At 70.4% G+C, this 23,441-nt stretch carries 20 protein-coding genes, 1 tRNA gene and 2 pseudogenes; 14 read left to right on the forward strand and 9 right to left on the reverse strand.

The window, feature by feature from the left end:
• Positions 1–6: 6 nt before the first annotated feature.
• Positions 7–849: a hypothetical protein gene (locus AC6I9V_RS03480; RefSeq protein WP_349412586.1), complete on the reverse strand. Its 843-nt coding sequence runs from the start codon at positions 847–849 to the stop codon at positions 7–9.
• A gap of 347 nt (positions 850–1,196) precedes the next feature.
• Here AC6I9V_RS03480 and AC6I9V_RS03485 point away from each other — a divergent pair.
• The 3 genes and pseudogenes from AC6I9V_RS03485 to AC6I9V_RS03495 form a co-directional block, all read left to right on the forward strand.
• A pseudogene (locus tag AC6I9V_RS03485) lies at positions 1,197–1,459 on the forward strand ((2Fe-2S)-binding protein); the annotation flags it as partial.
• Positions 1,460–1,580: 121 nt separating this feature from the next.
• On the forward strand, positions 1,581–1,751 hold the full coding sequence (locus tag AC6I9V_RS03490; RefSeq protein WP_349412585.1) for a hypothetical protein: 171 nt from the start codon (positions 1,581–1,583) through the stop codon (positions 1,749–1,751).
• A 110-nt stretch (positions 1,752–1,861) separates the two neighbouring features.
• Complete coding sequence (locus tag AC6I9V_RS03495; protein WP_349412584.1) at positions 1,862–2,446, forward strand: hypothetical protein; 585 nt, start codon at positions 1,862–1,864, stop codon at positions 2,444–2,446.
• On the opposite strand, the gene AC6I9V_RS03500 is transcribed toward AC6I9V_RS03495, so the two are convergent.
• On the reverse strand, positions 2,443–2,982 hold the full coding sequence (locus tag AC6I9V_RS03500; protein WP_349412583.1) for a flavodoxin domain-containing protein: 540 nt from the start codon (positions 2,980–2,982) through the stop codon (positions 2,443–2,445). The genes AC6I9V_RS03495 and AC6I9V_RS03500 overlap by 4 nt on opposite strands.
• Positions 2,983–3,165: 183 nt before the next feature.
• Here AC6I9V_RS03500 and AC6I9V_RS03505 point away from each other — a divergent pair, with 183 nt between their 5' ends.
• Complete coding sequence (locus AC6I9V_RS03505) at positions 3,166–4,623, forward strand: benzaldehyde dehydrogenase (RefSeq protein WP_497898361.1); 1,458 nt, start codon at positions 3,166–3,168, stop codon at positions 4,621–4,623.
• A 56-nt stretch (positions 4,624–4,679) separates the two neighbouring features.
• Here the strand turns inward: AC6I9V_RS03505 and AC6I9V_RS03510 are convergent, their stop codons facing one another.
• From AC6I9V_RS03510 to AC6I9V_RS03520, 3 genes are read right to left on the reverse strand one after another with little or no spacing between them, the layout of a single operon-like run.
• Positions 4,680–5,516: an oxidoreductase gene (locus AC6I9V_RS03510; protein ID WP_349412581.1), complete on the reverse strand. Its 837-nt coding sequence runs from the start codon at positions 5,514–5,516 to the stop codon at positions 4,680–4,682.
• Positions 5,513–5,752 (reverse strand): hypothetical protein, encoded by a 240-nt coding sequence (locus AC6I9V_RS03515; RefSeq protein ID WP_497898362.1) that lies wholly within the window; start codon positions 5,750–5,752, stop codon positions 5,513–5,515. Before AC6I9V_RS03515 ends, AC6I9V_RS03510 begins: the two co-directional genes overlap by 4 nt.
• A 24-nt stretch (positions 5,753–5,776) precedes the next feature.
• On the reverse strand, positions 5,777–7,192 hold the full coding sequence (locus AC6I9V_RS03520) for an NAD(P)H-quinone dehydrogenase (RefSeq protein WP_497898363.1): 1,416 nt from the start codon (positions 7,190–7,192) through the stop codon (positions 5,777–5,779).
• Positions 7,193–7,274: 82 nt separating this feature from the next.
• Here AC6I9V_RS03520 and AC6I9V_RS03525 point away from each other — a divergent pair, with 82 nt between their 5' ends.
• Entirely contained in the window at positions 7,275–8,093 is an 819-nt protein-coding gene (locus tag AC6I9V_RS03525) for a purine-nucleoside phosphorylase (protein ID WP_497898364.1), read from the forward strand.
• A 29-nt stretch (positions 8,094–8,122) separates the two neighbouring features.
• On the opposite strand, the gene AC6I9V_RS03530 is transcribed toward AC6I9V_RS03525, so the two are convergent.
• Positions 8,123–8,605: an RrF2 family transcriptional regulator gene (locus AC6I9V_RS03530; protein WP_349412572.1), complete on the reverse strand. Its 483-nt coding sequence runs from the start codon at positions 8,603–8,605 to the stop codon at positions 8,123–8,125.
• A gap of 175 nt (positions 8,606–8,780) precedes the next feature.
• On the opposite strand from AC6I9V_RS03530, the gene AC6I9V_RS03535 reads away from it, so the two are divergent.
• Positions 8,781–10,520, forward strand: a complete 1,740-nt coding sequence (locus AC6I9V_RS03535) for a phospho-sugar mutase (protein WP_349412571.1) — start codon at positions 8,781–8,783, stop codon at positions 10,518–10,520.
• Here AC6I9V_RS03535 and nirD read toward each other — a convergent pair.
• A complete protein-coding gene (gene nirD, locus AC6I9V_RS03540; protein WP_349412570.1) occupies positions 10,517–10,897 on the reverse strand; it encodes a nitrite reductase small subunit NirD in 381 nt (126 codons plus the stop codon). The two genes, AC6I9V_RS03535 and nirD, sit on opposite strands and share 4 nt — an antisense overlap.
• A gap of 427 nt (positions 10,898–11,324) precedes the next feature.
• Between nirD and AC6I9V_RS03545 the strand changes: the two are divergent.
• From AC6I9V_RS03545 to AC6I9V_RS03580, 8 genes and pseudogenes are all read left to right on the forward strand, one after another.
• Positions 11,325–13,109: pseudogene (locus tag AC6I9V_RS03545) on the forward strand (FAD-dependent oxidoreductase); the annotation flags it as partial.
• A tRNA-OTHER gene (locus AC6I9V_RS03550) sits at positions 13,079–13,198 on the forward strand. The pseudogene AC6I9V_RS03545 and the gene AC6I9V_RS03550, both read left to right, overlap by 31 nt.
• Positions 13,167–13,895 (forward strand): hypothetical protein, encoded by a 729-nt coding sequence (locus AC6I9V_RS03555; protein ID WP_497900243.1) that lies wholly within the window; start codon positions 13,167–13,169, stop codon positions 13,893–13,895. The genes AC6I9V_RS03550 and AC6I9V_RS03555 overlap by 32 nt, the downstream gene beginning before the upstream one ends.
• A gap of 2 nt (positions 13,896–13,897) precedes the next feature.
• Entirely contained in the window at positions 13,898–14,932 is a 1,035-nt protein-coding gene (cobA, locus tag AC6I9V_RS03560) for a uroporphyrinogen-III C-methyltransferase (protein ID WP_497898365.1), read from the forward strand.
• A 5-nt stretch (positions 14,933–14,937) separates the two neighbouring features.
• A complete protein-coding gene (locus AC6I9V_RS03565) occupies positions 14,938–16,140 on the forward strand; it encodes a uroporphyrinogen-III synthase (protein ID WP_497900244.1) in 1,203 nt (400 codons plus the stop codon).
• Between the two features lie 151 nt (positions 16,141–16,291).
• A complete protein-coding gene (locus tag AC6I9V_RS03570) occupies positions 16,292–17,167 on the forward strand; it encodes an FAD-dependent oxidoreductase (RefSeq protein ID WP_497898366.1) in 876 nt (291 codons plus the stop codon).
• Positions 17,168–17,281: 114 nt separating this feature from the next.
• Positions 17,282–18,004 (forward strand): deoxyribose-phosphate aldolase, encoded by a 723-nt coding sequence (gene deoC, locus AC6I9V_RS03575; protein WP_497898367.1) that lies wholly within the window; start codon positions 17,282–17,284, stop codon positions 18,002–18,004.
• Positions 18,005–18,067: 63 nt separating this feature from the next.
• A complete protein-coding gene (locus AC6I9V_RS03580) occupies positions 18,068–18,292 on the forward strand; it encodes a hypothetical protein (protein WP_349412564.1) in 225 nt (74 codons plus the stop codon).
• A gap of 550 nt (positions 18,293–18,842) precedes the next feature.
• On the opposite strand, the gene AC6I9V_RS03585 is transcribed toward AC6I9V_RS03580, so the two are convergent.
• Complete coding sequence (locus AC6I9V_RS03585; protein WP_497898368.1) at positions 18,843–19,670, reverse strand: metal-dependent hydrolase; 828 nt, start codon at positions 19,668–19,670, stop codon at positions 18,843–18,845.
• 6 nt (positions 19,671–19,676) lie between these two features.
• Positions 19,677–23,318, reverse strand: coding sequence for a transcription-repair coupling factor (gene mfd, locus AC6I9V_RS03590; protein WP_497898369.1), 3,642 nt, complete (start codon positions 23,316–23,318; stop codon positions 19,677–19,679).
• Between the last annotated feature and the right edge of the window lie 123 nt (positions 23,319–23,441).

A 23,441-nucleotide genomic window follows, 5' to 3' on the forward strand; every position in this document is an offset into this window, starting at 1 on the left:
CTGCTGCTAGGCTCCGATCCAGCGCATCTTTCCATCCTTCGCCGGGGCACACACCATAGGCTTGCCAGTGCTGGTGACACCGACACCCCCGCTGCAGAACGCTCCCGGGTGGACCACGTTGGGACCGGCGGGTGCGGCCGGCACATACGGAGCTGCCGGGGCCGGCGGTCCTGCGAGGCGTGCCGCCTCTGCTGCTGCGGCGTCGGCCGCAGCTTGGTCTGCTACTGCCTTCTCCGCTGCCACCTTGTCGGCCGCCGCCTGCTTTTCCGCGGCGAGTTTTTCGGCTGCCGCCTTATCCTCGGCCGCCTTCTTGTCTGCTGCTGCCTTGACGATCACCTTGGACTCAGCCTCCGGCAGCCAGAGCAGCTTGCCGTCGGTGCCCTGGGTGCAGACCAGGGCGGCACCTTGATAGACCTGGGTGGCCGCTGCCGACAGGCAGGCAGTGCGGGCCGGGTTCGTGGCGGTGGGTGTGGGCGTAGGCGTAGGCGTGGCAGTCGTGGTTGCCGGCTGGGAGGCCACGAGCGCCGCTTTATTGACGACGGGGGCGCTGGGGGCTGCGGTGGCCCCGATTACGCCGGTGCCGACCAACAAAGCGATAGCACCGAGACTGGCCACAATGCCGGCGGATTTGCGGTGCGGCAGCCTCACCCACGTTTTCCGTTTGGTGAGCAGAGCGTAGAGCCCGGTGATCAGTGCGACCAGGCCCAGCATCAAGATGATGCCGCCGAACCCGGAGGAGGCGGCGGAGGCGATGACCAGGAGCAGCACCAGTGCCGCAACGATCCAGAAGGACTTAGATTGCTGCCAGCTGCGATTCGGGCGCGCCGCAGTGGGGCGTCGATTGAACATGCGTTTTCCCCATGGAAGACGTGATGCGATGCGATTCGGGCGCGCGGCCGTAGGGCGTCGATTGAACATGTGTTTCCCCCATTGAAGATGTGAAGCGATGCGATTCCGTCAACATAACACCAGCAGCCCCTCGGATTCGGAATCCACACGCCGAAGTCCGTCTTCCCCGGGACCCCGTCCCTACGCGGGGCTTTGTTCCCTTGGCACCGGTGTCGGGACGGCTTCAATGGTCACAGGTCCTCACATTCTCCAGGAGACAACTGTTTCCGTCCCCATCATCCTGGCGGTCGCCGCCGTCGCTGTGGTCGCTGTCGTGCTGGGAGTTGTCACGGGCCGGCAGACGGATCCGTGGCGCCGAGCTGCCGGCGGACCGGTCGCTACTGCTGCGCCTGGACGGCCCGGACCAGGCCGCGCCTGCTGCGGCTGATCCCGAGCGGACCGTGTGCCGCTGCGCCGGGGTGAGCGGAACCGCCATTGCCGCCGCGGTTTCGTCAGGGTGCGGGACGCTGGCCGAGGTGTCCGGGGCCACCCGCGCCGGCACCGGCTGCGGCGGCTGCCACGAAGACATCAGGGGCTCATCGAGAAGCACTTCCAGGCGGCCGTGGCGTAGGGGCCGGCCGGACACCTGGCGGGCCCTCCGGCCGGAATCGAGCTTCAGGTCTTCTGCGGCCGCAACACGAGCGCGATGATTGGATTACTGATCTCGGACGTGGAGTGGATCGGAGAGGACCATGTTCAAGACGCTGCTGTGCAAGCTGAATATCCAGCACGATTGGCATACCGAACACGCCGAGGATGGCGCGCTGTACAAGCGCTGCCGGCGTTGCGGCAAGGACGACGACAGCGGAGGCGGAGGGGCCGGGACGTTCGCGGCCTGGGCCGGACCGTCCGGGATGGGCTAAGGCCTCATCCGACGGCCAACGGGTCCCCCGGCGGGCCTTTCTCCCCTTGGCCGCGCCTCCCCCGCCGGGCTTCAATGGGCACAGGTTCTCACCTTCTCCAGGAGGCAACAGTGTCCGTAGTCAGTAGCCGACAGAAGAATCCGCGGCGGCGCGCTGCAGCGCTGACCCGGACCGGCGCGGTCCTCATGGCGGTCTTCACCGTCTTTGGCGGGGCGTTTATCGGCGGTGAGGCCATGGACGAGCCGGGCGGCACCGCGGGGCTGCTGATGATCCTTGCCTGGGCGGCGCCGATGCTGATCCTCGCGGTTCTCGCCTGGTTCTGGCCGTCCGGCACGGCTCCCCTGCTGCTGGCGCTGACCGCCGCACTGTTCGCGGTCAGTGTGTGGTTCGCCCTGGATCCTGCGACGGCGCGCAGTTTCCAGGACGCCAACGGGCCCGTGATCGCCGTCGGCGTCGTCGCTCTGGCGTTCCCGGCGGCGGTCCTCGGGCTGAAGCGCACCGGGCTGGCCGGCTGGCTGCTGCTGACCCTGGGCGCGCTGCCGCTCCTGATCACGATCATCGGCAGGTCCGGCCCGGCGGCCTCGCTGGCGGCGGCAAGCGTGGTCCCGCTGATCACCGGGGCCATCTACCTGGTGGCGGCCCGGATGGCGCGCGTGCGTTCGACGCCGAACAACGTCCGGGCCGCGGCGGCCTAAGGATCCGCGGCGGGCAGACCGGCCACAAAGTCCTCGGCGAAACGCCGGACGCCGTCCCACTCGGTGTAGACGTAGTCGCGGGACAGGTCCGTGTCCGGGGAGCCCTTGCTGCTGGTGATCCGCTTCATCATGTGCCGTTTGAGGAAGCCGTACTGGGTGTACGGCAGCGCGCCGGCGAACAGGCCGACGTGCGCCGGACGCCAGCCGGTCTCCTCCTCGAACTTCTCCACATAGCCTTCCGCGCTCTCCTCGTCGCCGTGCGCGGCGAGGCTGACCGAGAACAGCGCCGAGGGAAGCCGCTCCAGCGCCGCCTTATTGGCGCGGACGAAATCCGTGACAAACGCCTCGTGCTTGCCCATGTGGACCGAGGCGCCGACAATGACGGCGTCGCAGTCGTCCGGGAGGGCGTCGCCGGAGCTCTGCAGGTCCACCGCGCGGGCCTCGTGACCGTGCTCGCGAATGACGTAGGCGATGTACTCGGCGATGCGGGCGGTCTGGCCCTCGACGGTCCCGAAGGGAATGTAAATGTTGGCCATGGTCCACCGTGCCCGCCACCCGCGGCCCGGGGCTAGGGCCGAATGTCACCGGGCGGGGTTGAAAGTGGGCGGGTCTTGACGGCGACGGCGGCACAGCATGTGATGGACGGGGCCGCACCTTCGCCTTCGGGTCCGGCCCCGACGCCTCCGCACGCCACGGTCCCCACGATGAAAGGACAGGACATGTCCCTGCTCGACTCCGCCCTCTGGGAGGGCAAGATCTACCTCAACGGCTGGCGCACCGGCGGCGGCGGGGCCGCTGACGCCGTCGAACCGGCTACCGGCGAGACCCTGGGCAGTTACGGCGTCGCCTCCGTGGCGGACGTCCAGGAGGCAGCCACGGTGGCGGCGAAAGCGCAGAAGGAGTGGGCCGCCCGCAATCCCGAGGAACGGGCCGCCGTGCTGCGCCGCGCCGGCCGGCTCTGGGAGGAGCACGGCGCGGAAATCCAGGACTGGATCATCCGTGAATCCGGCGGCATCCCGCCCAAGGCTGGGCTGGAGACCCACATCGCCGCCAATGAATGCTACGACGCCTCCGCCCTGCCCTCGCTGCCGGCCGGGGACGTCCTCACCTCGAACGAGAACCGCTGGTCCTTCGCCCGCCGCCGGCCCGTAGGCGTGGTCTCCGTGATCGCGCCGTTCAACTTTCCGCTGATCCTCTCGATCCGCGCGGTGGCCCCGGCCCTGGCCCTCGGCAACGCCGTGCTGCTCAAGCCGGACCCGCGCACCGCGGTCTGCGGCGGCGTAAGCGTCATGCGGATCTTCGAGGAGGCCGGGCTTCCGCCGGGGCTGCTCTCACTGCTGCCGGGCGGCGCGGACATCGGCGCCGCCGTCGTCGAAGCCCCCGAAGTCCGCGTCATCGCCTTTACCGGCTCGACGGCGGCCGGCCGCAAGATCGGCGAAACCGCGGGCCGGCTGCTCAAGCGCGCCCACCTCGAGCTCGGCGGCAACAACGCCCTGATTGTGCTGCCCGGCGCGGACCTGGCCAAGGCCGCCTCCGCGGCGGCGTTCGGCTCGTTTATGCACCAGGGCCAGATCTGCATGGCCGCCGGCCGGCACATTGTGCACGAGGACATCTACGAGGACTACGTCGCCGCGCTCGCCGAAAAGGCCGGGCACCTGCCGGTGAGAGACCCCAAGAGCGGCACCGTGGCGCTGGGGCCGGTGATCGACGAACGCCAGCTGCAGCGGGTGGACGGCATCGTGCAGGACGCGGTGCAGGCCGGGGCGCGGCTTGCCGCAGGCGGCACGCACGACGGCCGCTTCTACCAGCCCACGGTGCTGGTGGACCTGGCCGAGGACAGCCCGGCGTGGAAGGACGAGATCTTCGGCCCGGTGGCCCCGGTGATGAAGTTCTCCACCCTCGACGAGGCCGTGGCGCTGGCCAACGACAACGAATACGGCCTCTCCATCGGCATCCTGGGCGACGTCGGCATGGCCATGACCATTGCGGACCGGCTGGACTCCGGCAAGGTCCACATCAACGAACAGACGGTCTCGGACGAGGCGAACTCGCCCTTCGGCGGGGTGAAGAACTCCGGCAACGGCTCACGGATCGGCGGGCACCACGCCAATATGGAGTCCTTCACCGAGATCCAGTGGCTCACGATGCGCCCGGACATCGCGCCGTACCCGTTCTAGGACCTGCCGGGCCCCGGTTCATGCCGGGAGGCGCCGCCAGCGACTGACGGTTTGCTTCACTTGGTGCTCCGGAACTGTAGGCGGAGGTAGGCGTCGAAAAGTCCGGAGCCCAGGAAGCGGCGGGACTGGACGATGGCTTTCGCGGCCGGGGTAACCGTGTACCGGGCGCGGGGCCGCCGGGCGGTTGCGGCGTGTTCAACGGCGACGGCGACGGCGTCTGGCTCGGCGGCGAGGACCGGCGAGGCGTAGGAGGTGGCCATCTGCTCATCCGCCGCGGCCCGCAGACCCGCGTACGGTCCCGCGGCCTGGCCGGAGGAGGCCATGGTGCGGGAGGCAGTCGCCCCGAAGCCGGTGCGGATCAGGCCCGGCGCGATCAGGGAGGTGTGGAGCCCGAAAGGCGCGGCTTCGAAGCGGAGGGCGTCGGTGATGGCCTCCACGGCGTATTTGGTGGCGTGGTAGTAGCCGCCGACCGGGAACGTGACCCGGCCGCCCATGGAGCCGATGTTCACGATCCGTCCGGATCCGGCGGCGCGCATCCCCGGAAGGACCAGCTGGATCATCCGGGAAAAACCGAAGACGTTCGTCTCGAACTGCCGCCGGACCGCGTCCAGGCCCGTCTCCTCGATGGTGCCGTATTCGCCGTAGCCGGCGTTGTTGACGAGGACCCCGACGCTGCCGTGCCGGTCCTCGACGGTGCGGACGGCCGCGGCCATCGACTCCTCGTCGGTGACGTCGAGGGCCAGGACGGTCGCTCCGGCTGCCGCCAGGTCCGCGAGGGCCTCGGTGCGCCGCGCGGTGGCGTAGACGGTGAACCCGGGACGGGCGAGCAGGCGTTCGGCCGTCGCGCGGCCGATGCCGGACGAGGCTCCGGTGATGAGTACTGCTGTGGTCATGGTTGTTCCTTTGCAGAGGTGGCGTGAGGGGTTGCTGTGGGGGTTGTGGCAGGGGCAAGGCTGGTGAAACCTGCGACGAAGATGCCCACACCCCGGCGCAGCCGGTCCGGCAGGGCATCGGGATCCGAGACTCCCGCTTCCAGGCCGCGGGTGAAGGCCAAGAGCATCTCGGCCGCGTCCCGGGCGTCGGCTTCCGGGTAGGACTCGTGGACCGTCCGCGTGAGCAGGCCGAGCATGGGCGGCGTCCACAGCGGCAAACCCTACATGTGGACGTGGAGCCGCCGGGCCGCTTCGGAGATGGAGCCGCTCAGCGACGGGTACACCGTGAAGGTGCTGGCGACGTCGTCGACGTGCAGTTTCTGGGTCACCGCGAGCGAGATCGCGAAGATCAGTTCGGAGGCATTCGGCCCCACCACAACGCCGCCGATCACGGTGCCGGAGCCCTTGCGGGCGAAGATCTTGATGAAGCCGTCCTTGTGGTTGCGCATCTTCGCGCGGGCGTTGCTGCGCAGTGAGAGCTTGACGACGTCGCCCTGGTACTTGCCGGAGTCGATCTCGGCCTCGGAGACGCCGACGTTGGCGATCTCCGGCGAGGTGAAGATGTTCGAGGCCACCTGGTGCAGCTTGAGTGGGGTGACGCTGTCGCCGAGGAAGTGCGCGATCGCGATCCGCCCCTGCATGGCCGCGACCGAGGCGAGGGCCAGCACGCCGGTGCAGTCGCCCGCGGCGTAGATGTTCGGCGCGGTGGTGCGGGAGACGCCGTCGACCTTGATGTGGCCGCTCTCGGTCAGCGCGACGCCGGCCTCCTCGAGGCCGATTCCGGCGGTGTTGGGGATGGAGCCGACGGCCACCAGGCAGTGGCTGCCGGTGACCTTGGAACCGTCACCGAGGGTGACCACAACGCCGTCGTCCGTGCGCTCCACAGTCTCGGCGCGGGCCCGGGAGAGCACCTTCACGCCGCGGCGTTCGAAGACACCCTCGAGCACCTCGGCGGCGTCCGTGTCCGAGCCGGGCAGCACCCGGTCGCGGGAGGAAATCAGGGTGACCTTGGAGCCGAGGCCGTTGTAGGCGGAGGCGAATTCGGCCCCGGTGACGCCGGAACCCACCACGATCAGTTCCTCGGGGAGCTCGTCCATGTTGTAGATCTGCGCCCAGTTCAGGATGCGATCACCGTCCGGGCGGGCCGTGGGCAGTTCGCGCGGGTGGGCGCCGACCGCGAGCAGGATGGCGTCGGCCTCGATCGTCTCGGTGCCCTCGGCGGTGAGGACCTCGATCGTGTGGTTGTCCAGCATCTTGCCGGAACCAAGAAGGATGCGGACGCCCTGGCCCTCCAGGCCCTTCTGGATGTCGGCGGACTGCTGCCGGGCCAGGCCCAGCAGGCGGTCGTTGATGTGCTTGAGGTCCGCGCGCATCGTCGGGGTGCAGTCGCCGCCGTCGAGGTCGAACTTCACGCCCAGCTCGCCGGCTTCGCCCACACGGGTCATCAGGTCCGCCGTGGCGATCAGGGTTTTGGACGGTACGACGTCGGTCAGCACCGCGGATCCGCCGAGTCCGGCGCGTTCAATGATGGTGACCTGCGCCCCCAGGGAGGCTGCGACCATGGCGGCTTCGTAGCCGCCGGGCCCTCCGCCGAGAATCGCGATACGGGGTGCGCTGAAATCGGGATGCGTAGTCACAATCATCCATTGTCCATCATCCGGACCGGCGCCACCAATAAGGATGCTGGGCAGCGCGGGGGCGGCACGGTAGCTTGTACCAGTGAGTAATACAGAATTCCTGAACACGGACCCCTTCGACGCCGCGCGCGCCGCTGCCGACTACATTGCCGAAGAGACCGGCGTTGACCGCCACGACGTAGCACTGGTGCTCGGCTCGGGCTGGGGCGATGCCGCCGAACTGATCGGCGAGACCACCGCGACGCTCTCCGCGGACGAGGTCCCCGGCTTCGCCTCCCCCTCGGTGGTGGGCCACGTCGGCACCATCCGCTCCGTGCTGACCCGCGAGGGCAAGCGCGCCCTGGTCCTGGGCGCCCGCACCCATTACTACGAGGGCAAGGGCGTCCGCGCCGTGGTCCACGGTGTGCGCACCGCGGCCGCCGCCGGCTGCAAGACCCTGGTCCTGACCAACGGCTGCGGCGGCCTCAACGAGGAATGGACGCCCGGCACCCCCGTGCTGATCAGCGACCACATCAACCTCACCGCCACCTCCCCGCTTGAGGGCGCCACGTTCGTGGACCTCACCGACCTGTACTCCCCGCGGATCCGCGCCCTGGCGCTCGAAGTGGACCCCAGCCTGCACGAGGGGATCTACGCACAGTTCACCGGCCCGCACTACGAGACCCCGGCCGAGGTGCAGTACGCCAAGCGGATCGGCGCGTCCCTGGTGGGCATGTCCACCGCGCTTGAAGCCATCGCCGGCCGCCACGCCGGCATGGAGGTCTTTGGCATCTCGCTGGTGACCAACCTCGCCGCCGGCATCAGCCCTGTCCCGCTGAGCCACGAGGAGGTCCTCGAGGCCGGCCAGGCCGCGGGACCGCGCATCTCCAAGCTGCTCGCGGAGATCATCGCCAAGCTCTGAGTCAGGTCCCCGGCCGGGGGCCGGCGGCCTTAGCCGGAGGCGCTCAGGTGCCGGACGGCCTTCTCCCGGTCCCCGGGGAACCGGCGCTCCATGGAGTCGGCGATCCCGGCAATGGTCTGCCGCGCCAGCGCCTGCCGCCAGGCCAGTTCCGCCTGCCGCATGGTCTGGGAGATCAGGCAGGTCCGCACGAAGTTCTCCTGCCGGTCCGCCTCCGGGACGTTGCCCAGGATGCCTTCGCAGCGGAAGGCCGGCTCCTGACCTTCCAGGGCAAGCACCACATCCAGCACCGTGATGTTCTCCGGCCGCCGCGCCAGGTGGAAGCCGCCGCGGGGTCCGGAGACCGAGGTCAGGATGCCGGCCCGGACCAGAGCCTGGAGCTGCTTGTTCAGGTACGCCGAGGGGAGGCTGTAGAACGCCGCGAGCCGGGCGCTGTTCACGGCCTCCCCCGGCGGCGTCCAGGACATATTGACGCAGGAGTGCAAGGCCCACTCCACCCCACGCCCCATTTTCATATTCAAGACGTTACGTGTCCGGAAAAATCGGTGTCAATGACCCGCCGCCCTTACGGCAGCGGTCTTGAGCCGATCTTTCGGAAGTCCTGCGCCGGGCTGGAGTGTGATGGAACTGTAAGCCGCACCGCGCTTGTCGGGGCGCGCCGGGCCTGCGTTTGCCGCTAGTTTGGTACCCATGACGTCTTCCGATGCCGCCTTGACCCAACTGTTGAGCGACGCCCGCACCTGGGCCGCCCAGGACCCGGACCCCGCAACCGCCGCCGCCCTGACCGAGCTGGTCCGCCTCGCCGACGAGGGCGCGCCCGGAGCCCGGCAGGAGCTGGCCGACAGCTTCAACGGCACCCTCCAGTTCGGCACCGCGGGACTGCGGGCAGCCCTCGGCGCCGGCCCGAACCGGATGAACCGCGTGGTGGTGCGCCGCGCCGCCTCCGGCCTCGCCGCCTTCCTCACCGGCGCCGTCGGCAAGGCTGCGCCGGGAACCCGGCCGCGCGCCGTCGTCGGCTATGACGCCCGCTACAACTCCGACATCTTCGCGGCAGAGACGGCCGCGATTTTCACCGCCGCCGGCATCGAAACGTTCCTGATGCCCGCCGCGCTGCCCACCCCGCTGCTCGCCTATGCGGTCCGCGCCCTGGACTGCGACGGCGGCGTGATGGTCACGGCCAGCCACAACCCGCCGCCGGACAACGGCTACAAGGTGTACCTGGGCCGGCATGCCGTCGAGGAAAGCGGCCGCGGCGCCCAGATCGTCGCGCCCTACGACGCGCTGATCGCGGCGGAGATCGACGCCGTCGGCGCCCTGGACTCGATCGCGCTGGCACCGGAGGGATGGACGGTGCTGGATCCGTCGATCGCGGCCGACTATGAGGCCGCCGTCGCCGCCCTCGCCGCCGCGGACCGCTTCCCCGCGCGGGACCTGCAGATCGTCCTGACCCCCATGCACGGCGTGGGCGGGGAAACGGCCGTGGCCGTGCTCAACGCCGCGGGCTTCGCCGGCGTCACGCTGGTCGCCGAGCAGGCCGAGCCGAACCCGGACTTCCCCACCGTGAACTTCCCGAACCCGGAGGAGCCCGGCGCCCTGGACCTCGCGCTGGAAACCGCGGCCCGGGTGGACGCGGACATTGTGATCGCCAACGACCCCGACGCCGACCGCGCCGCCGTCGCCGCGAAGGACCCGGACTCCGGCGCCTGGCGGATGCTCCGCGGGGACGAGGTGGGCGCCCTGCTCGGGGCGCACGTCGTGGCGCGGCTGGCCGCCGGCGCCGGTGCGGCGGAGGGCGTGTTCGCGAATTCGATCGTCTCCTCCCGGCTGCTGGCCCGCATTGCCGCCGCCGCCGGGTATGCGCACGAGGAAACCCTCACCGGGTTCAAGTGGATCGCCCGGGTGCCGGGCCTGCTCTACGGCTACGAGGAGGCGCTGGGCTACTGTGTCGCACCCTCGCTGGTGCGCGACAAGGACGGGATTTCGGCCGCCGTGTTGATCGCCGAACTCGCCGCGGCCGCGAAGTCCGAGGGCAAGACCATCTTCGACACGCTGGACGAGCTCTACCTGGTGCACGGGCTGCACGCGAGTGACCAGCTCAGCATCCGGGTGGCCGACCTGGGCCTGCTGGACGCCATGATGAACCGGCTGCGGGTCAGCCCGCCGGACTCCTTCGGCGGCTCCGCCGTCGAGACGGCCGCGGACCTGGCCGAGGGCAGCGAACAGCTCCCGCCCACCGACGGCCTGCTGTACCTGACCAAGGACGGCACCCGTGTCATCATCCGCCCCAGCGGCACCGAGCCGAAGCTCAAGTGCTACCTCGAGGTGATCCGCAGCGTGGGGTCCGCCGCCGAACTGCCGCAGGCGCGGCTCGAGGCCCGGGCGGCCCTGGACGGCGTCCTGGCCGACGTGCGCGAAGCGCTGGGGCTCTAGAGCTCCACCTCGACGAAGCCGTCCGCGACCCGGGCGGCGTAGGTGCCCAGGCGCAGCTCCGGGTTGCCCAGGCACTCCCCCGTGCCGAGGTCGTAGACCTCCTTGTGCAGCGGTGAGGCCAGGGTGGGGCGGGTTCCGCGGGAACCCGTGATGCCGCGGGCCATCACGTGCGCCCCGGTGGCAGGATCGGCCTGTTCCACCGCGAACACGCCGCCTGTGGCGGTGCGGAACAGCGCCACCTGGCGGCCCGCGATGAGCGCGGCCTCACCCCAGCCCGGCTCCAGGTCCTCGACGGCGCAGACCCGGTGCCACGCGGGTCCGGCGCCCGCGGTGCGCTCCACAAAGCTGCGGGCTGCGCTCTCCAGTACGGCAGTCATGATGGCCCCTCTCAGAAGTTTCGCGGCCACCGCTGCGGCCACAACCCCACGCTAGGACCGGGGTGTTTCAACAGCGTGCGGCCAATGTGTCCGGCCGGTAAAAGAGACCTCACGCCGCCGGAAACGCAGCCGTGATGCAGAAGTTAAGATCACGAAACAAAAGGGAAACTGAAGCGAAACTGCCGGTCCTTAGGCTGAACGGACCAGCTGATCCCCCGGGCTCATGAACCGAACTAATGAACCGGGTGGATCACCGCAGCTGGATCGAACCGTTGCAGCGCACCGCCTGCGGCCCAACGAAAGGCCACCCGTGACCGGACAGACCGCCAGCCCCGAAAACGCTAGTCCCACTGACGCCTCGGGGCAGAACTCCCGCCGCGTCGTCGTCGCCGGCGGCGGACCCGCAGCGCACCGCTTCGCCGAGGCCATGCATGCCCGCGGGCTGGACGGCTGGCAGGTCACCGTCCTCACCGAGGAAGCGCATCTGCCCTACGACCGCGTCGCGCTCAGCAGGGCCCTCACCGACGCCGACGTCGACCTCACCCTCGGCACCGCCTCGATGTGGGACCACTCAGCCCTGAACCTGGTGACCGGCGAGCGCGTCACCGGCCTCGACGCCGCCGCCAAAACCGTGCAGACCGCGGCCGGCACCGTCTACCCCTACGACGAACTGGTGGTCGCCACCGGCTCGGACGCTGCCCGCCTGCCCATCCCCGGCGCCGAACTCACCCACGTCTACCGCACCTTGGAGGATGTCCGGGCCATCAATCAGGCGATCGCGGCCCTCACTGAGAAGCTGGGCCGCAAGGTCAACGCCGTCACCATCGGCGGCGGGCTGCTGGGCCTGGAATCCGCGGCCGGCACCGAGCAGCTCGGCGCCACCCCGATCGTGATCAACGGCTCCCCCTGGCTGATGAACACCCAGCTGGACGAGGGCGCCGGGCAGGCCTTGGGCCGGCTGATCGAGGCCAAGGGCTTCACCGTCCACGGCGGCGTCTTCCCCTCCGAGGTCCTCGCCGACGACGACGGACAGGTCACCGGCGTGCTGATGGCCGACGGCCGGATCATCGACGCCGACCTCGTGATCGTCGCGATCGGCGTGAAGCCGCGCGACGAGCTGTTCCGCGCCGCCAACGAATCCTTCGGCCCGGCCGGGGACCAGCTGTTCGAGCTCGGCCCGCGCGGCGGCGTCGTCATCTCCGACGGCTGCGCCACGCAGGTCCCCGGCATCTGGGCGATCGGCGAGGTCGCCAACTTCGGCGGCATGTGTCTGGGCCTCGTGGCCCCGGCCAACACGATGGCCGAAATCGTCGCGGACCGGCTGCACGGCGGCGCCGCGACCTTCCCCGGTTTCGATACCGCCACCAAGCTCAAGCTCTCCGGCGTCGACGTCGCCAGCTTCGGCGACGCCTTCGCCCGCACCGAACACGCCCTCGAAATCGTCTACGCCGACCCCGCCCGCGGCGTCTACCAGAAGATCGTCACCACCGACGACGCCAAGACCCTCCTCGGCGGCATCTTCGTCGGCGACGCGGCCCCCTACACCTCCCTGCGCCCCCTGCTGGGCCGCGAACTCCCGGCCGAGCCCGGCGCCTACCTCACCGCGGCCGGCGGCGGTGACGTACCAGACACCGAACTCCCGGACGACGCCATCCTGTGTTCCTGCAACAACGTCACGGCCGGATCCATCCGCGACGCCATCAACGGTTGCGGCGCCTGCGACGGCAACGCGCCGGTCCAGGAACTCGGTGAACTCAAGGGCTGCACCCGCGCCGGCACCAGCTGCGGGTCCTGCGTGCCCATGCTCAAGAAGCTGCTCGAAACCGAGCTCACCAAGTCCGGCGTCGAGGTCTCCAGGGCCCTCTGCGAACACATCGAACTCTCCCGCCAGGAACTCTTCGAATCCATCCGGGTCCTGGAACTGGACTCCTTCGAGCAGGTCATGGCCCGGTACGGCACCGGGGATGGCTGCGACATCTGCAAGCCGACCATCGCCAACATCCTGGCCAGCCAGAACAGCGCCTACGTCCTGGACGCCGGCCGCGGCACCCTGCAGGACACCAACGACCGCGCCCTGGCCAACATGCAGAAGGACGGCACCTACTCGGTGGTCCCGCGCATCGCCGGCGGGGAGATCACCCCGAAGAAGCTCGGTGTGATCGCCGCGGTCGCGGAAAAGTACGGCCTGTACACCAAGATCACCGGCGGGCAGCGGATCGACATGTTCGGTGCCCGGCTGGAGCAGCTGCCGGAGATCTGGAAGGAACTGGTGGACGCCGGGTTCGAGTCCGGCCAGGCCTACGGCAAGAGCCTGCGCACCGTGAAATCCTGCGTCGGCTCCACCTGGTGCCGCTTCGGCGTGCAGGACTCGGTGGCGATGGCCATCGCCCTGGAGCTGCGCTACCGGGGACTGCGCAGCCCGCACAAGTTGAAGATGGGCGTCTCCGGCTGCGCCCGCGAATGCGCCGAGGCCCGGGGCAAGGACGTCGGCGTGATCGCCACCGCCGACGGCTGGAACCTCTACGTCGGCGGCAACGGCGGGGCCACCCCGGCGCACGCGCAACTGCTGGCGAAAGACCTCGACGACGAAACCCTGATCAGGTACATCGACCGCTACTTTATGTACTACATCCGGACCGCCGACCGGCTGCAGCGCACCGCCCGCTGGCAGGAGGAGCTCGACGGCGGCATCAAGCACGTGGCGGATGTGGTGGTGCACGACAGCCTCGGCATCGCCGCGGACCTTGAGGCAGCTATGGCCAAGCACGTGGACACCTACGTCGACGAATGGGCAGACACCCTGAGGGATCCAGAGCGCCTGCGCCGCTTCCGCTCGTTCGTCAACGCCCCGGACCAGCGGGACGACTCCATCAACTTCGTCCCCGACGAGCGCGGCCAGATGCGCCCCGCCACCGCCGAAGAAAAAGCCGCCGGCCGGCAACCGGTGCTGATCGGCGCATCCATCCCGGTCCGGTCCAGCAACGAGAGCGAGGTTTAGCCATGCAGCTCACCATTGACCTGACCGGCCGGGACGTCCTGGTCACGGGCGCCGACACCGCCGCCCGCCAGGCCGTCCGCCGCTACCGGGCCGCCGGCGCCGTCGTCGCCCGGCTCAGCTCCCCGCAGGGCGGACCGCACGACGGGCCGCTGCCGGAGCGCCCCTTCCTGGTCGCCGCCGTCGATGACGGACAACCGGGCTGGGAGGCCCTGCTAGGGCGCTGCCGGGACACCGGCATCCCGGTGGCCGTGGAGCCCGCCGCGGGCCCCGCCGGCCACGTGACCCTGGTGGGCGGCGGCCCCGGAACCACCGAACTGCTCACCGTCGCCGCCGTGGCTGCCCTGCGCGACGCCGACGTCGTCTTCTACGACCGGCTCGCCCCGTACCAGGACCTGCCGTCCCTGACCTCAGCGGAGCTGGTGGACGTGGGCAAACAGCCGGGCCACCACAAGGTCAGCCAGTCCGGGATCGAAAAGCTCATGGTGGAGGCCGCGCTGGCCGGCAACAACGTGGTCCGGCTCAAGGGCGGGGACCCGTACGTCTTTGGCCGCGGCGGCGAAGAGGTGGCCGCCTGCGTCAAGGCCGGCGTGCCCGTCCGCGTGATCTCCGGCGTCACCAGCGCCATCTCCGTCCCGGCCGCCGCCGGGATTCCGGTCACGCACCGCGACGTCAGCCGACTGTTCACCGTGGTCTCCGGCCACGCCCCGCTGACAGAGCAGGAACACACGCACCTGGCCGGCCTGGGCGGGACGATTGTGGTGCTGATGGGCATCGGCACGCTGCACCAGCTCGCCGCCGGCCTTCGCCGGGCCGGGATGCGCGCGGACATGCCGATGGCCGTGGTCGAACGCGGCTACCGCCCCGGCCAGCGGACCACCATCGCGGACCTTGGCACCATCACGAGCGCGGCCGCGGACTGCAGCAACCCCGCCGTGATGGTGATCGGCGAGGTGGTCAGGGTGGCGGAAGCCAACCGGGGCTGCGCGGAAGCCGAAGCCGAACTCGACCGCCTCGCAGCGTCCCTGATGGGGGCGTGAGCGACGTGAGCGCACTCAACACCGCCGCCCCCGCCGCGCCCGCCGCCGCGCCGACGCCCACGGCCGCGGGCGCCACGGCCCCCTCGGCCACGGGCGCCGCCGAAGAGGCCGCAGCCGAGCTGCCGCTGGAAGGCTTCCGGATCGGGGTCACCTCGCACCGCCGCTCGCAGGACCTGATCGAGGCCCTGGAACGACGCGGCGCCGAGGTGCTGCACGCCCCGGCGCTGAAGATCGCCCCGGTCCAGGAGGACCTGCGGCTGATCGAGGACACCCGCGCCATCATCGAGGCCCGGCCGGAGCTGTGCATCGCCACCACCGCCTACGGCATGCGCCGGTGGTGCGAGGCGGCGGACACCTTCGGCATCGGCGAGCAGCTGCTGGAAACCCTCGGCGCCACCCGGATGTTCGTCCGCGGCCCCAAGGCCCGCGGCGCCGTGCGCGCGGCGGGACTGGCCGACGTCGGGATCAGCAGCGACGAAACCACGGCCACCCTGGTGGACATGCTGCTGGCCGAAGGGGTGCGCGGCAAGACCGTCGCGGTGCAGCTCCACGGCTACACCGACGTCCGCCAGCTGGAGCGTCTGCGGATGTCCGGCGCGAACGTTATGACGGTCACGCCCTACCGCTGGGTCAAGCCCGACGGCGCGGACCGGCTGCCGAAGCTGATCGAGGCCGCGTGCGGCGGCAACCTGGACGTCCTGACGTTCACGTCCGCCCCCGCCGTCGACGCGCTGTGGAGCATCGCGCACGAGATGGGCCTCTACAAGCAGCTCGTGCAGAGCCTCAAGACCACGGTGGCCACCGCCGTCGTCGGACCCATCACCGCCCAGCCGCTCCTCGACGCCGGAGTGCAGCCGCTGGTCCCGGAACGGTTCCGGATGGGCGCCCTGATCCGGCTGGTCGTCGAACACCTGGCCCTGAACCACGTGCGGCGCCTGGACACCGCCTCGGGCGCGGTGGAGCTGCGCGGCCGCTCGCTGCGGATCGACGGCGAGGCCGTGGAACTTGCCCCGGCGCCGCTGCTGCTGCTCCGGGCGCTGCTGGGTGCCGGCGGTGCCGTGCTCTCCCGCGAGGCGCTCTCGGACCTGCTGGAACTGCGCGGCTCGGTCCACGCCCTGGACATGACCGTCAGCCGGCTCCGGTCCGCCCTGCCGGACGGGGCCCTGGTGGAAACGGTGGTGAAGCGCGGCTACCGGATCCGGGTGTGACCCACGGCATTACCAGCTGGTAACAACTGGCGAACGGGCCGGGAAAATACCGCAACAACACGGTAACCTGCCCGAAAAACCCGCCCCCTACGCTGGGGAACATCAAGAACACGGGCCACATCCACCGGCCCACCAGCGAAAGGGCCAGCACATGTCCGTTACGGAAGCCGCCGCCATCTCCACCGTCTCCGCCACACCGCAGACCCGGCCCCGGATCGTGATCGCCGGCGCCGGTCCGGCGGCGCAGGCGCTGGTCCGCCAGCTCACCCGCACCCCGTTCGCCGGCGGCATCACGGTGCTCAGCAACCGCGACGACGCCCCGGAGGAACTGCTGGAGCTCGCCGCCCTGCCCCAGGTCTCGGTGCGTTTCGGTCAGCCGGCCAGCTTCATCGACGCCGCGGACCGGCGGGTCACCACGGCGGACGGCCTCGAGTTCAGCTACGACCAGCTGGTGATCGCCACCGGTTCGGCGCCGGCCCTGGCCCCGATCGAGGGAGCGGTCCGTTGCCTGAGCTACTCCACGATCGACGACGCCACCCGGCTCGGCGAAGCCGTCAAGGACGTCACCCGGGTCCTCGGCCGCCGGCCGCTGGGCATCCTGGTGGGCACCGGCACGGCCGCGGGCCAGGCCGAAGCCGTGCTGCGGGCCCGCGGAGTCCGGCCGGTCCGGACCACGCTGCGCCCGGCCGCCGTCGTCCCCACCCTCGCCGGCTCCGCCCTGCCGGCCGCCGGCATTGTCTTCGAGGACGGCGCCCGGATGAGCGGGGACCTGGTGGTCCTCGCCGAAGAGCGCGTCTCCCGCGACAGCCTGGCCCACACCGCCGGCCTGGCCACCGCCCCGCAGGGCGGGATCGTGGTGGGCACGGACTACCGCACCTCGGTGCCCGGGATCTGGGCGATCGGCGACGCCGCGGCGTACGACGGCGTCCGGCTCGGCCTGCTGGTGGCGGCCGGATCCGCCGCCGGTGTCTGCGCCTCCCACCTGCTCCAGGCTTCCCTGTCCGCGCCGCTCCCGCAGGCGGCGTAGGGCCCGCGGGCGCCGGTGGCGTTATGGCAAGATGGTTCACTGAGAAGCCACGACATACGCCGTGTCAGCAGGCCGGGCCGGCCACGAACCAGGCCCGCCAGGAAAGGGACCACCATGAGCAACGAAGCCACCACGGACGGCACGGCTGCCGGCACCGACACCACCGCCGGCACCATTGCCTCGTACATCGACCACACCCTGCTCAAGCCGGAGGCCAGTGAGGCCGAGGTCCTGAAGGTCTGCGCCGAGGCGGCCGAGTACCACTTCAAGTCCGTCTGCGTGAACCCCATCTGGGTCAGAACCGTCAAGACCGCGCTCAAGGGTTCCGGCGTGCTGACCTGCTCCGTGATCGGGTTCCCGCTGGGCGCCACCCCGAGCGACGTCAAGGCGTTCGAAGCCCGCGGCGCGGTCCTGGACGGTGCAGACGAGATCGACATGGTGATCAACATCGCCGCCGCGCGCGCCAACGACAAGGGTGCCCTGGTGGACGACATCCGGGCCGTGGCCGAGTCGGTCCACGCCGGCGGCGCCATCCTGAAGGTCATCATCGAGACGGCGCTGCTCGAGGATGCCCAGAAGGTCCTCGCCTGCGAGGCCGCCGTCGAGGCCGGGGCAGACTTCGTGAAGACCTCCACCGGCTTCAACGGCGGCGGGGCCACCGTGGAGGACGTCGCCCTGATGCGCCGCACGGTGGGTACGGGACTCGGTGTCAAGGCCTCGGGCGGCGTGCGGTCCCTCGCCGACGCGCAGGCTATGATTACTGCAGGTGCAACACGTATTGGCGCCAGCTCCGGAATCGCGATCGTCAAGGGTGAACAGGGTTCGTCCGCGTACTGACCGCTCCCGGTAACAGCCGCTGCCGCCACAGTTTTTGAGCCCCGCGGGGCCGAGGAGGAACGAATGTCCAGCAACACCACCAAGACCCCGCAGGGCGAGAACAGCCTGGCATCCAGCGTCGTGCTGTTTGTCCTGATGATGGCCCTGTTCTTCGGCGCCCTGTACTCCCTGTCCTTCCTCAGCCTGGGCAACCCCTGGCCGATGGCCGCCTGCCTGGGCCTGTTCGCCCTGGCGTTCTGGATCCCGCAGACCATCACGGGCCGCTCGGATTCCGCGGGCGAGAACTAATACCGCTTCGCTGAGGCCCCGGGTTATCCCGGGGCCTCAGTCGTTTAAGCGGCCGGTTCCGGAAAAGCGCTACGTTTCCGGAACCGGGCGGCGGTTTCGGACCAGGGCGGCGGTTTCGGACCAATGCACCCCGGGCCCGGGCCGCGCCAGTCCGAAACCGTAGCGGAAAGTGCGACGCCGCCGTCGTGGCGGCTCCCGCGGCGCTGGCCTCCGACGTCGGGCGGGCCGAGTTAGGTGCCCCTTGTCGCCGGGGAGCTGCGTACCGGGGGCACTTTGACACGGACACGCCGCCGGGCAGAGACCGAAAGGCCCAGGCAGGCGCCAAAGCAGCCCCGGACGGACGCGGCCCGGCCGCTCGGATCCCCGGACGACTCTGAGCCGCCGGGGCTCCGCCGGCGAGAGCCAGGCGCTATTCCGCAATCTAAGACGCCGGTTCCGGAAAAACGCGGCGGTTTCGGACCAAGGCACCCCGGGCCCGGGCCGCGCCGGTCCGAAACCGTAGCGGAAAGTGCCCGTCCGACGTCGCCGACGCCGCGGCGACGTCGGCGCCCTAGCCCCCGACGGCGGCGAGCAGGCGGTTGACCAGGGCGGTGCCCAGCGCGAGGGCGGCCGGGAAGTGCACCTTGGCGAGGACCACGGCGGCGGAGATCATGCCGACCATGGCGTAGGCGCTGACCGGGATCAGCACCAGCCATTCCCGCCGCGACCCGGCGCGGCCCAGCAGCGGGATGGAAAACGCGCCGTTGGCCCTCCAGACGTCCTTGACCAGCGGCAGTTTGCGCAGGAACTTCGGCGGCTTGACCACCAGCGGCCAGAGCAGCGGCACTCCCCCGGTGGTGATCATGTCCCCGACGATGTGCACGATGACGCCGGCGAGCATGGACACCGGCAGCCAGGACCACTGGTGCGGCGCGAACCAGGTCACCAGCGACGCCATGGCCAGGGCGAAAATCCAGTTGCTGATCCAGCCGTACTTCGGAAACAGCTTCAGCGCCTTCGCGGCGATGTTGATCATGAACATGCACAGCAGCCCGGCGCCCACGGACAGCAGGCCCCAGTTGGTCTGCAGCTGGAGCTGCCCGGCCATGGCCGCGAGCAGCACGAAGAACGCCGCGCCCAGGACCGAGTGGGTGCCCTGGCGGTGGCCGCCGGAGGCGTTCTCGATCCCGACGGCGATCAGGTTCGACAGCGGCGGCAGGGCGTGCGCCACCGTGGACGAGCGGTGGTCCCAGTCGCAGACCAGGGCCGTGCCCGCCGTCGCCATCCCGCCGATCAGGATCCCGGTGGCGTCCAGCGGGTACCAGCCCAGCGTGTACGGCCCGCTCGAGGCAATAGCCACCCACGCCGCGGCCCCGGACGCGGCGTGGTGTCCTCCCATCACGGGCTAGCCCACGGAAAGCGGGACGTCGGAGAAAATCGCCTCGATCACGGTGTTGGCCCAGGCCAGGATCTCGGCGTCCTGCAGGTCCCGGCCGCCGATCCGTGCCGTCTTGGGCTTGGGGATCAGCACCGCGTCCAGGGCCGGCTTGGCCTGCGCGCCGGGGTACATCCGGGCCAGGCGCATCAGCTTGGACTCCGGGAGCTGGGCGGGCGAGAACTTGATGAAGTTGCCTTGCAGCGCGACGTCGGTGAGGCCGGCCTCGCGTGCGCCCACCCGGAACCGGGCCACGGCGACGAGGTTCAAGGCCGGCAGCGGCAGCTCGCCGTAGCGGTCCACGAGTTCGGCTTCGACCTCGTCGATCGCCTCGTTGCTGAGCGAGGCGGCCAGCTTCCGGTACGCCTCCAGGCGCAGCCGCTCGCCGGGCACGTAGTCGTGCGGCAGGTGCGCGTTGACCGGCAGCTCGATCTTCATCTCGGCGGCCTTCTCCTCGGCCTCGCCGCGGTAATCCGCCACGGCCTCGCCTACCAGCCGGATGTACAGGTCGAAGCCGACGCCCTGGATGTGACCGGACTGTTCCCCGCCCAGCAGGTTGCCGGCGCCGCGGATCTCAAGGTCCTTCATGGCCAGCTGCATGCCGGCGCCGAGCTCGTTGTGCGTCGCGACCGCCTTGAGCCGTTCCAGCGCCACCTCGCCCAGCGGTTTTTCCGAGGGGTACAGGAAGTAGGCGTAGGCCCGCTCCCGGCCGCGGCCCACCCGTCCGCGCAGCTGGTGCAGCTGGGAGAGCCCGTAATTGTCCGCGCCGTCCACGATCAGGGTGTTGGCGTTGGAAATGTCCAGGCCGGTCTCGATGATGGTGGTGCAGACCAGCACGTCGAAGCGCTTCTCCCAGAAGTCCACGATGATCTGCTCCAGGCGGCCCTCGGACATCTTGCCGTGCGCCACCTCCACGCGGGCCTCCGGGACCAGTTCGCGGATCTTCGCTGCGGTCCGGTCAATCGTGGAGACCCGGTTGTGGACAAAGAAGACCTGTCCCTCGCGCATCAGCTCGCGCCGGATCGCGGCCGAGGTCTGCTTGTCCGTGTACGGGCCCACGTAGGTCAGCACCGGGTGCCGCTCCTCCGGCGGGGTGGCCAGGGTGGAGGTCTCCCGGATGCCGGTCAGCGACATCTCCAGGGTGCGCGGGATCGGGGTGGCGCTCATGGCCAGGACGTCCACGTTGGTGCGCATCTTCTTCAGCGCTTCCTTGTGTTCGACGCCGAAGCGCTGCTCCTCGTCCACGATCACCAGGCCCAGGTCCTTGAACGCGAAGTCCTTGGACAGCAGCCGGTGGGTGCCGATCACCACGTCCACGGCGCCGCTTTTCACGCCCTCGGCCGTCTCCTTGGCCTCCTTGGCGCCCTGGAAGCGGGACAGCGGCTTGACCCGCAGCGGGAAGCCGGAGAAGCGTTCGGTGAAGGTCTCGTAGTGCTGCTGCGCCAGCAGGGTGGTAGGCACGAGCACCGCGACCTGCTTGCCGTCCTGGACCGCCTTGAACGCCGCGCGGACCGCGATCTCGGTCTTGCCGTAGCCGACGTCGCCGGAGACCAGGCGGTCCATCGGGATCTCCCGCTCCATGTCCGCCTTCACCTCGTTGATGGTGGTGAGCTGGTCCGGGGTCTCCACGTAGGGGAAGGCCTCTTCGAGTTCGCGCTGCCACGGGGTGTCCGGGCCGAAGGCGTGGCCGCGGGAGGCCATCCGGGCCGAGTACAGCCGGATCAGTTCACCGGCGATCTCCTTGACGGCCTTGCGCGCCTTGGACTTGGTGCTGGCCCAGTCCGAGCCGCCCATCTTGCTCAGCACCGGGGTGTCGCCGCCGACGTACCGGGTGACCTGGTCCAGCTGGTCGGTGGGCACAAAGAGCCGGTCGCCCGGGGCGCCGCGCTTGGACGGCGCGTATTCGAGCACCAGGTATTCGCGGACCCCGTCTCCCCCGCCCGCGACCTTGCGCTGGATCAGCTCCACGAACCGGCCGATGCCGTGCTGTTCGTGCACCACAAAGTCCCCGGCCAGCAGCTGCAGCGGGTCCACCGCGTTGCGCCGCTTGGACGGCATCCGGCGCATGTCCTTGGTGGACCCGGCGGAGGTGCGGCCCAGCAGGTCCGCCTCGGTGAGCAGGGCCAGCTTCAGCGTGTCCAGGACAAACCCGCGGCCGACGGCGGCGGTGGTCACCTCGATCAGGCCCGGCTGCGGCTCCGCGTCCAGGGACTCCACCCGGGCGCAGGGGATGTCATTGTCGTGGAAGAGCTCGGCCAGGCGCTGCGCCGGGCCGGGGCCCTCGGTGGCGACAACGATCCGCCACTGCTCGCGCACGTGCGAGCCGATGAAGTCCATCATCTCCGCCACGTCGCCCTGGTAGCCCCGCGGTTCGCGGGCGTGCAGGTTCAGCACGTCGATCTCGGGCAGCAGCTCCTCGTCGCTGGCGAGCGAGCTGATGGACCACCAGGACACGCCGTGCTCGAGCGCGGTGGAGCGGGTCTCGCCCAGCGAACGGAAGCTCGCCGAATGCAGCGCCGCGGAGGCGGCGGCGCTCAGATCCAAAGGTGCCGTACCGCCGTCGGACGCCGTGGACCAGGCCGCCTCAAGGAACTCCTCGTTGGTGGCGGCGAGGTCGTGGGCGCGGGTGCGGACCTTTTCGGGCTCGATCACCACCGAGATGGAGCCGGCCGGGAACTGGTCCAGGAACGGCACCATGGAATCGACCAGCACCGGGGCCAGGGACTCCATGCCCTCGACGGCGATGCCGCCGGCGATCTTCTCCAGCATGTCCGCCGCGGCCGGCAGCTGGGATTTCAGCGTGGCGGCCCGGGACATGACCGAGGGCGTGATCAGGATTTCGCGGCAGGGCGGGGCGTGCAGTTCGGTGGGGTGGTGCACGCCCGGGGCCGTCAGCGAGCGCTGGTCGGCGACGGCGAACCAGCGCATCTGCTCGACCTCGTCGCCGAAGAACTCCACCCGGATCGGGTGGTCCTCGGTGGGCGGGAAGACATCCAGCATGCCGCCGCGGACCGCGAATTCGCCGCGCCGGGTGACCATGTCCACCCGGGCGTACGCGGCGCCGGCGAGGCTCTTCACGACGTCGCCGAACGGGGCGTCCTGGCCCACCGTGAGGGTCACCGGGACCAGCTCGCCCAGGCCGGCCACGATCGGCTGCACCACAGCGCGGACCGGGGCGACCACCACGCGCAGGGCACCGCCGGCGGTTTCCGGGTGGGCGAGGCGGCGCAGCACCGAGAGCCGGCGGCCCACCGTGTCCGAGCGCGGCGAGAGCCGCTCGTGCGGCAGGGTCTCCCAGCTGGGGAACTCGGCGACCGCCTCGGGCGGTAGGAAGGCGCGCAGGGCGGCGGCCAGGTCCTCGGCCTCGCGGCCCGTGGCGGTGACCGCCAGCACCACCGGCGTGGCGCCGCCGTCGGCAGCGCCGCCGTCGGACGCGAGCCCGTCGGCCATCTCCGCGAGCAGCGCGGCCCGCAGCCCGGCCGGGGCGCTGAGCTGGTAGTCCTCGCTGCGCACCTTGAACGGACGGGACGCTTCGGCCTGCACGCGGGCGAAGGTCTTGTCCTCGGCGAGGGCGCGCCGCAGGCCGGCGAGAGAGGGGCCGTTGAGGCTCATGGCTGGAACTCCTGAAGTGATCACGGGCATGCAGGCAACACGAATACCCGAAATTCGCAAGAATCCCGGGTACTTCCAGCCTACCGCGACCCGGCATCGGGGCGGCACCCGGGGCTAAGCTGG

Source organism: Arthrobacter sp. SlRoot2-15 (genome assembly GCF_059739345.1).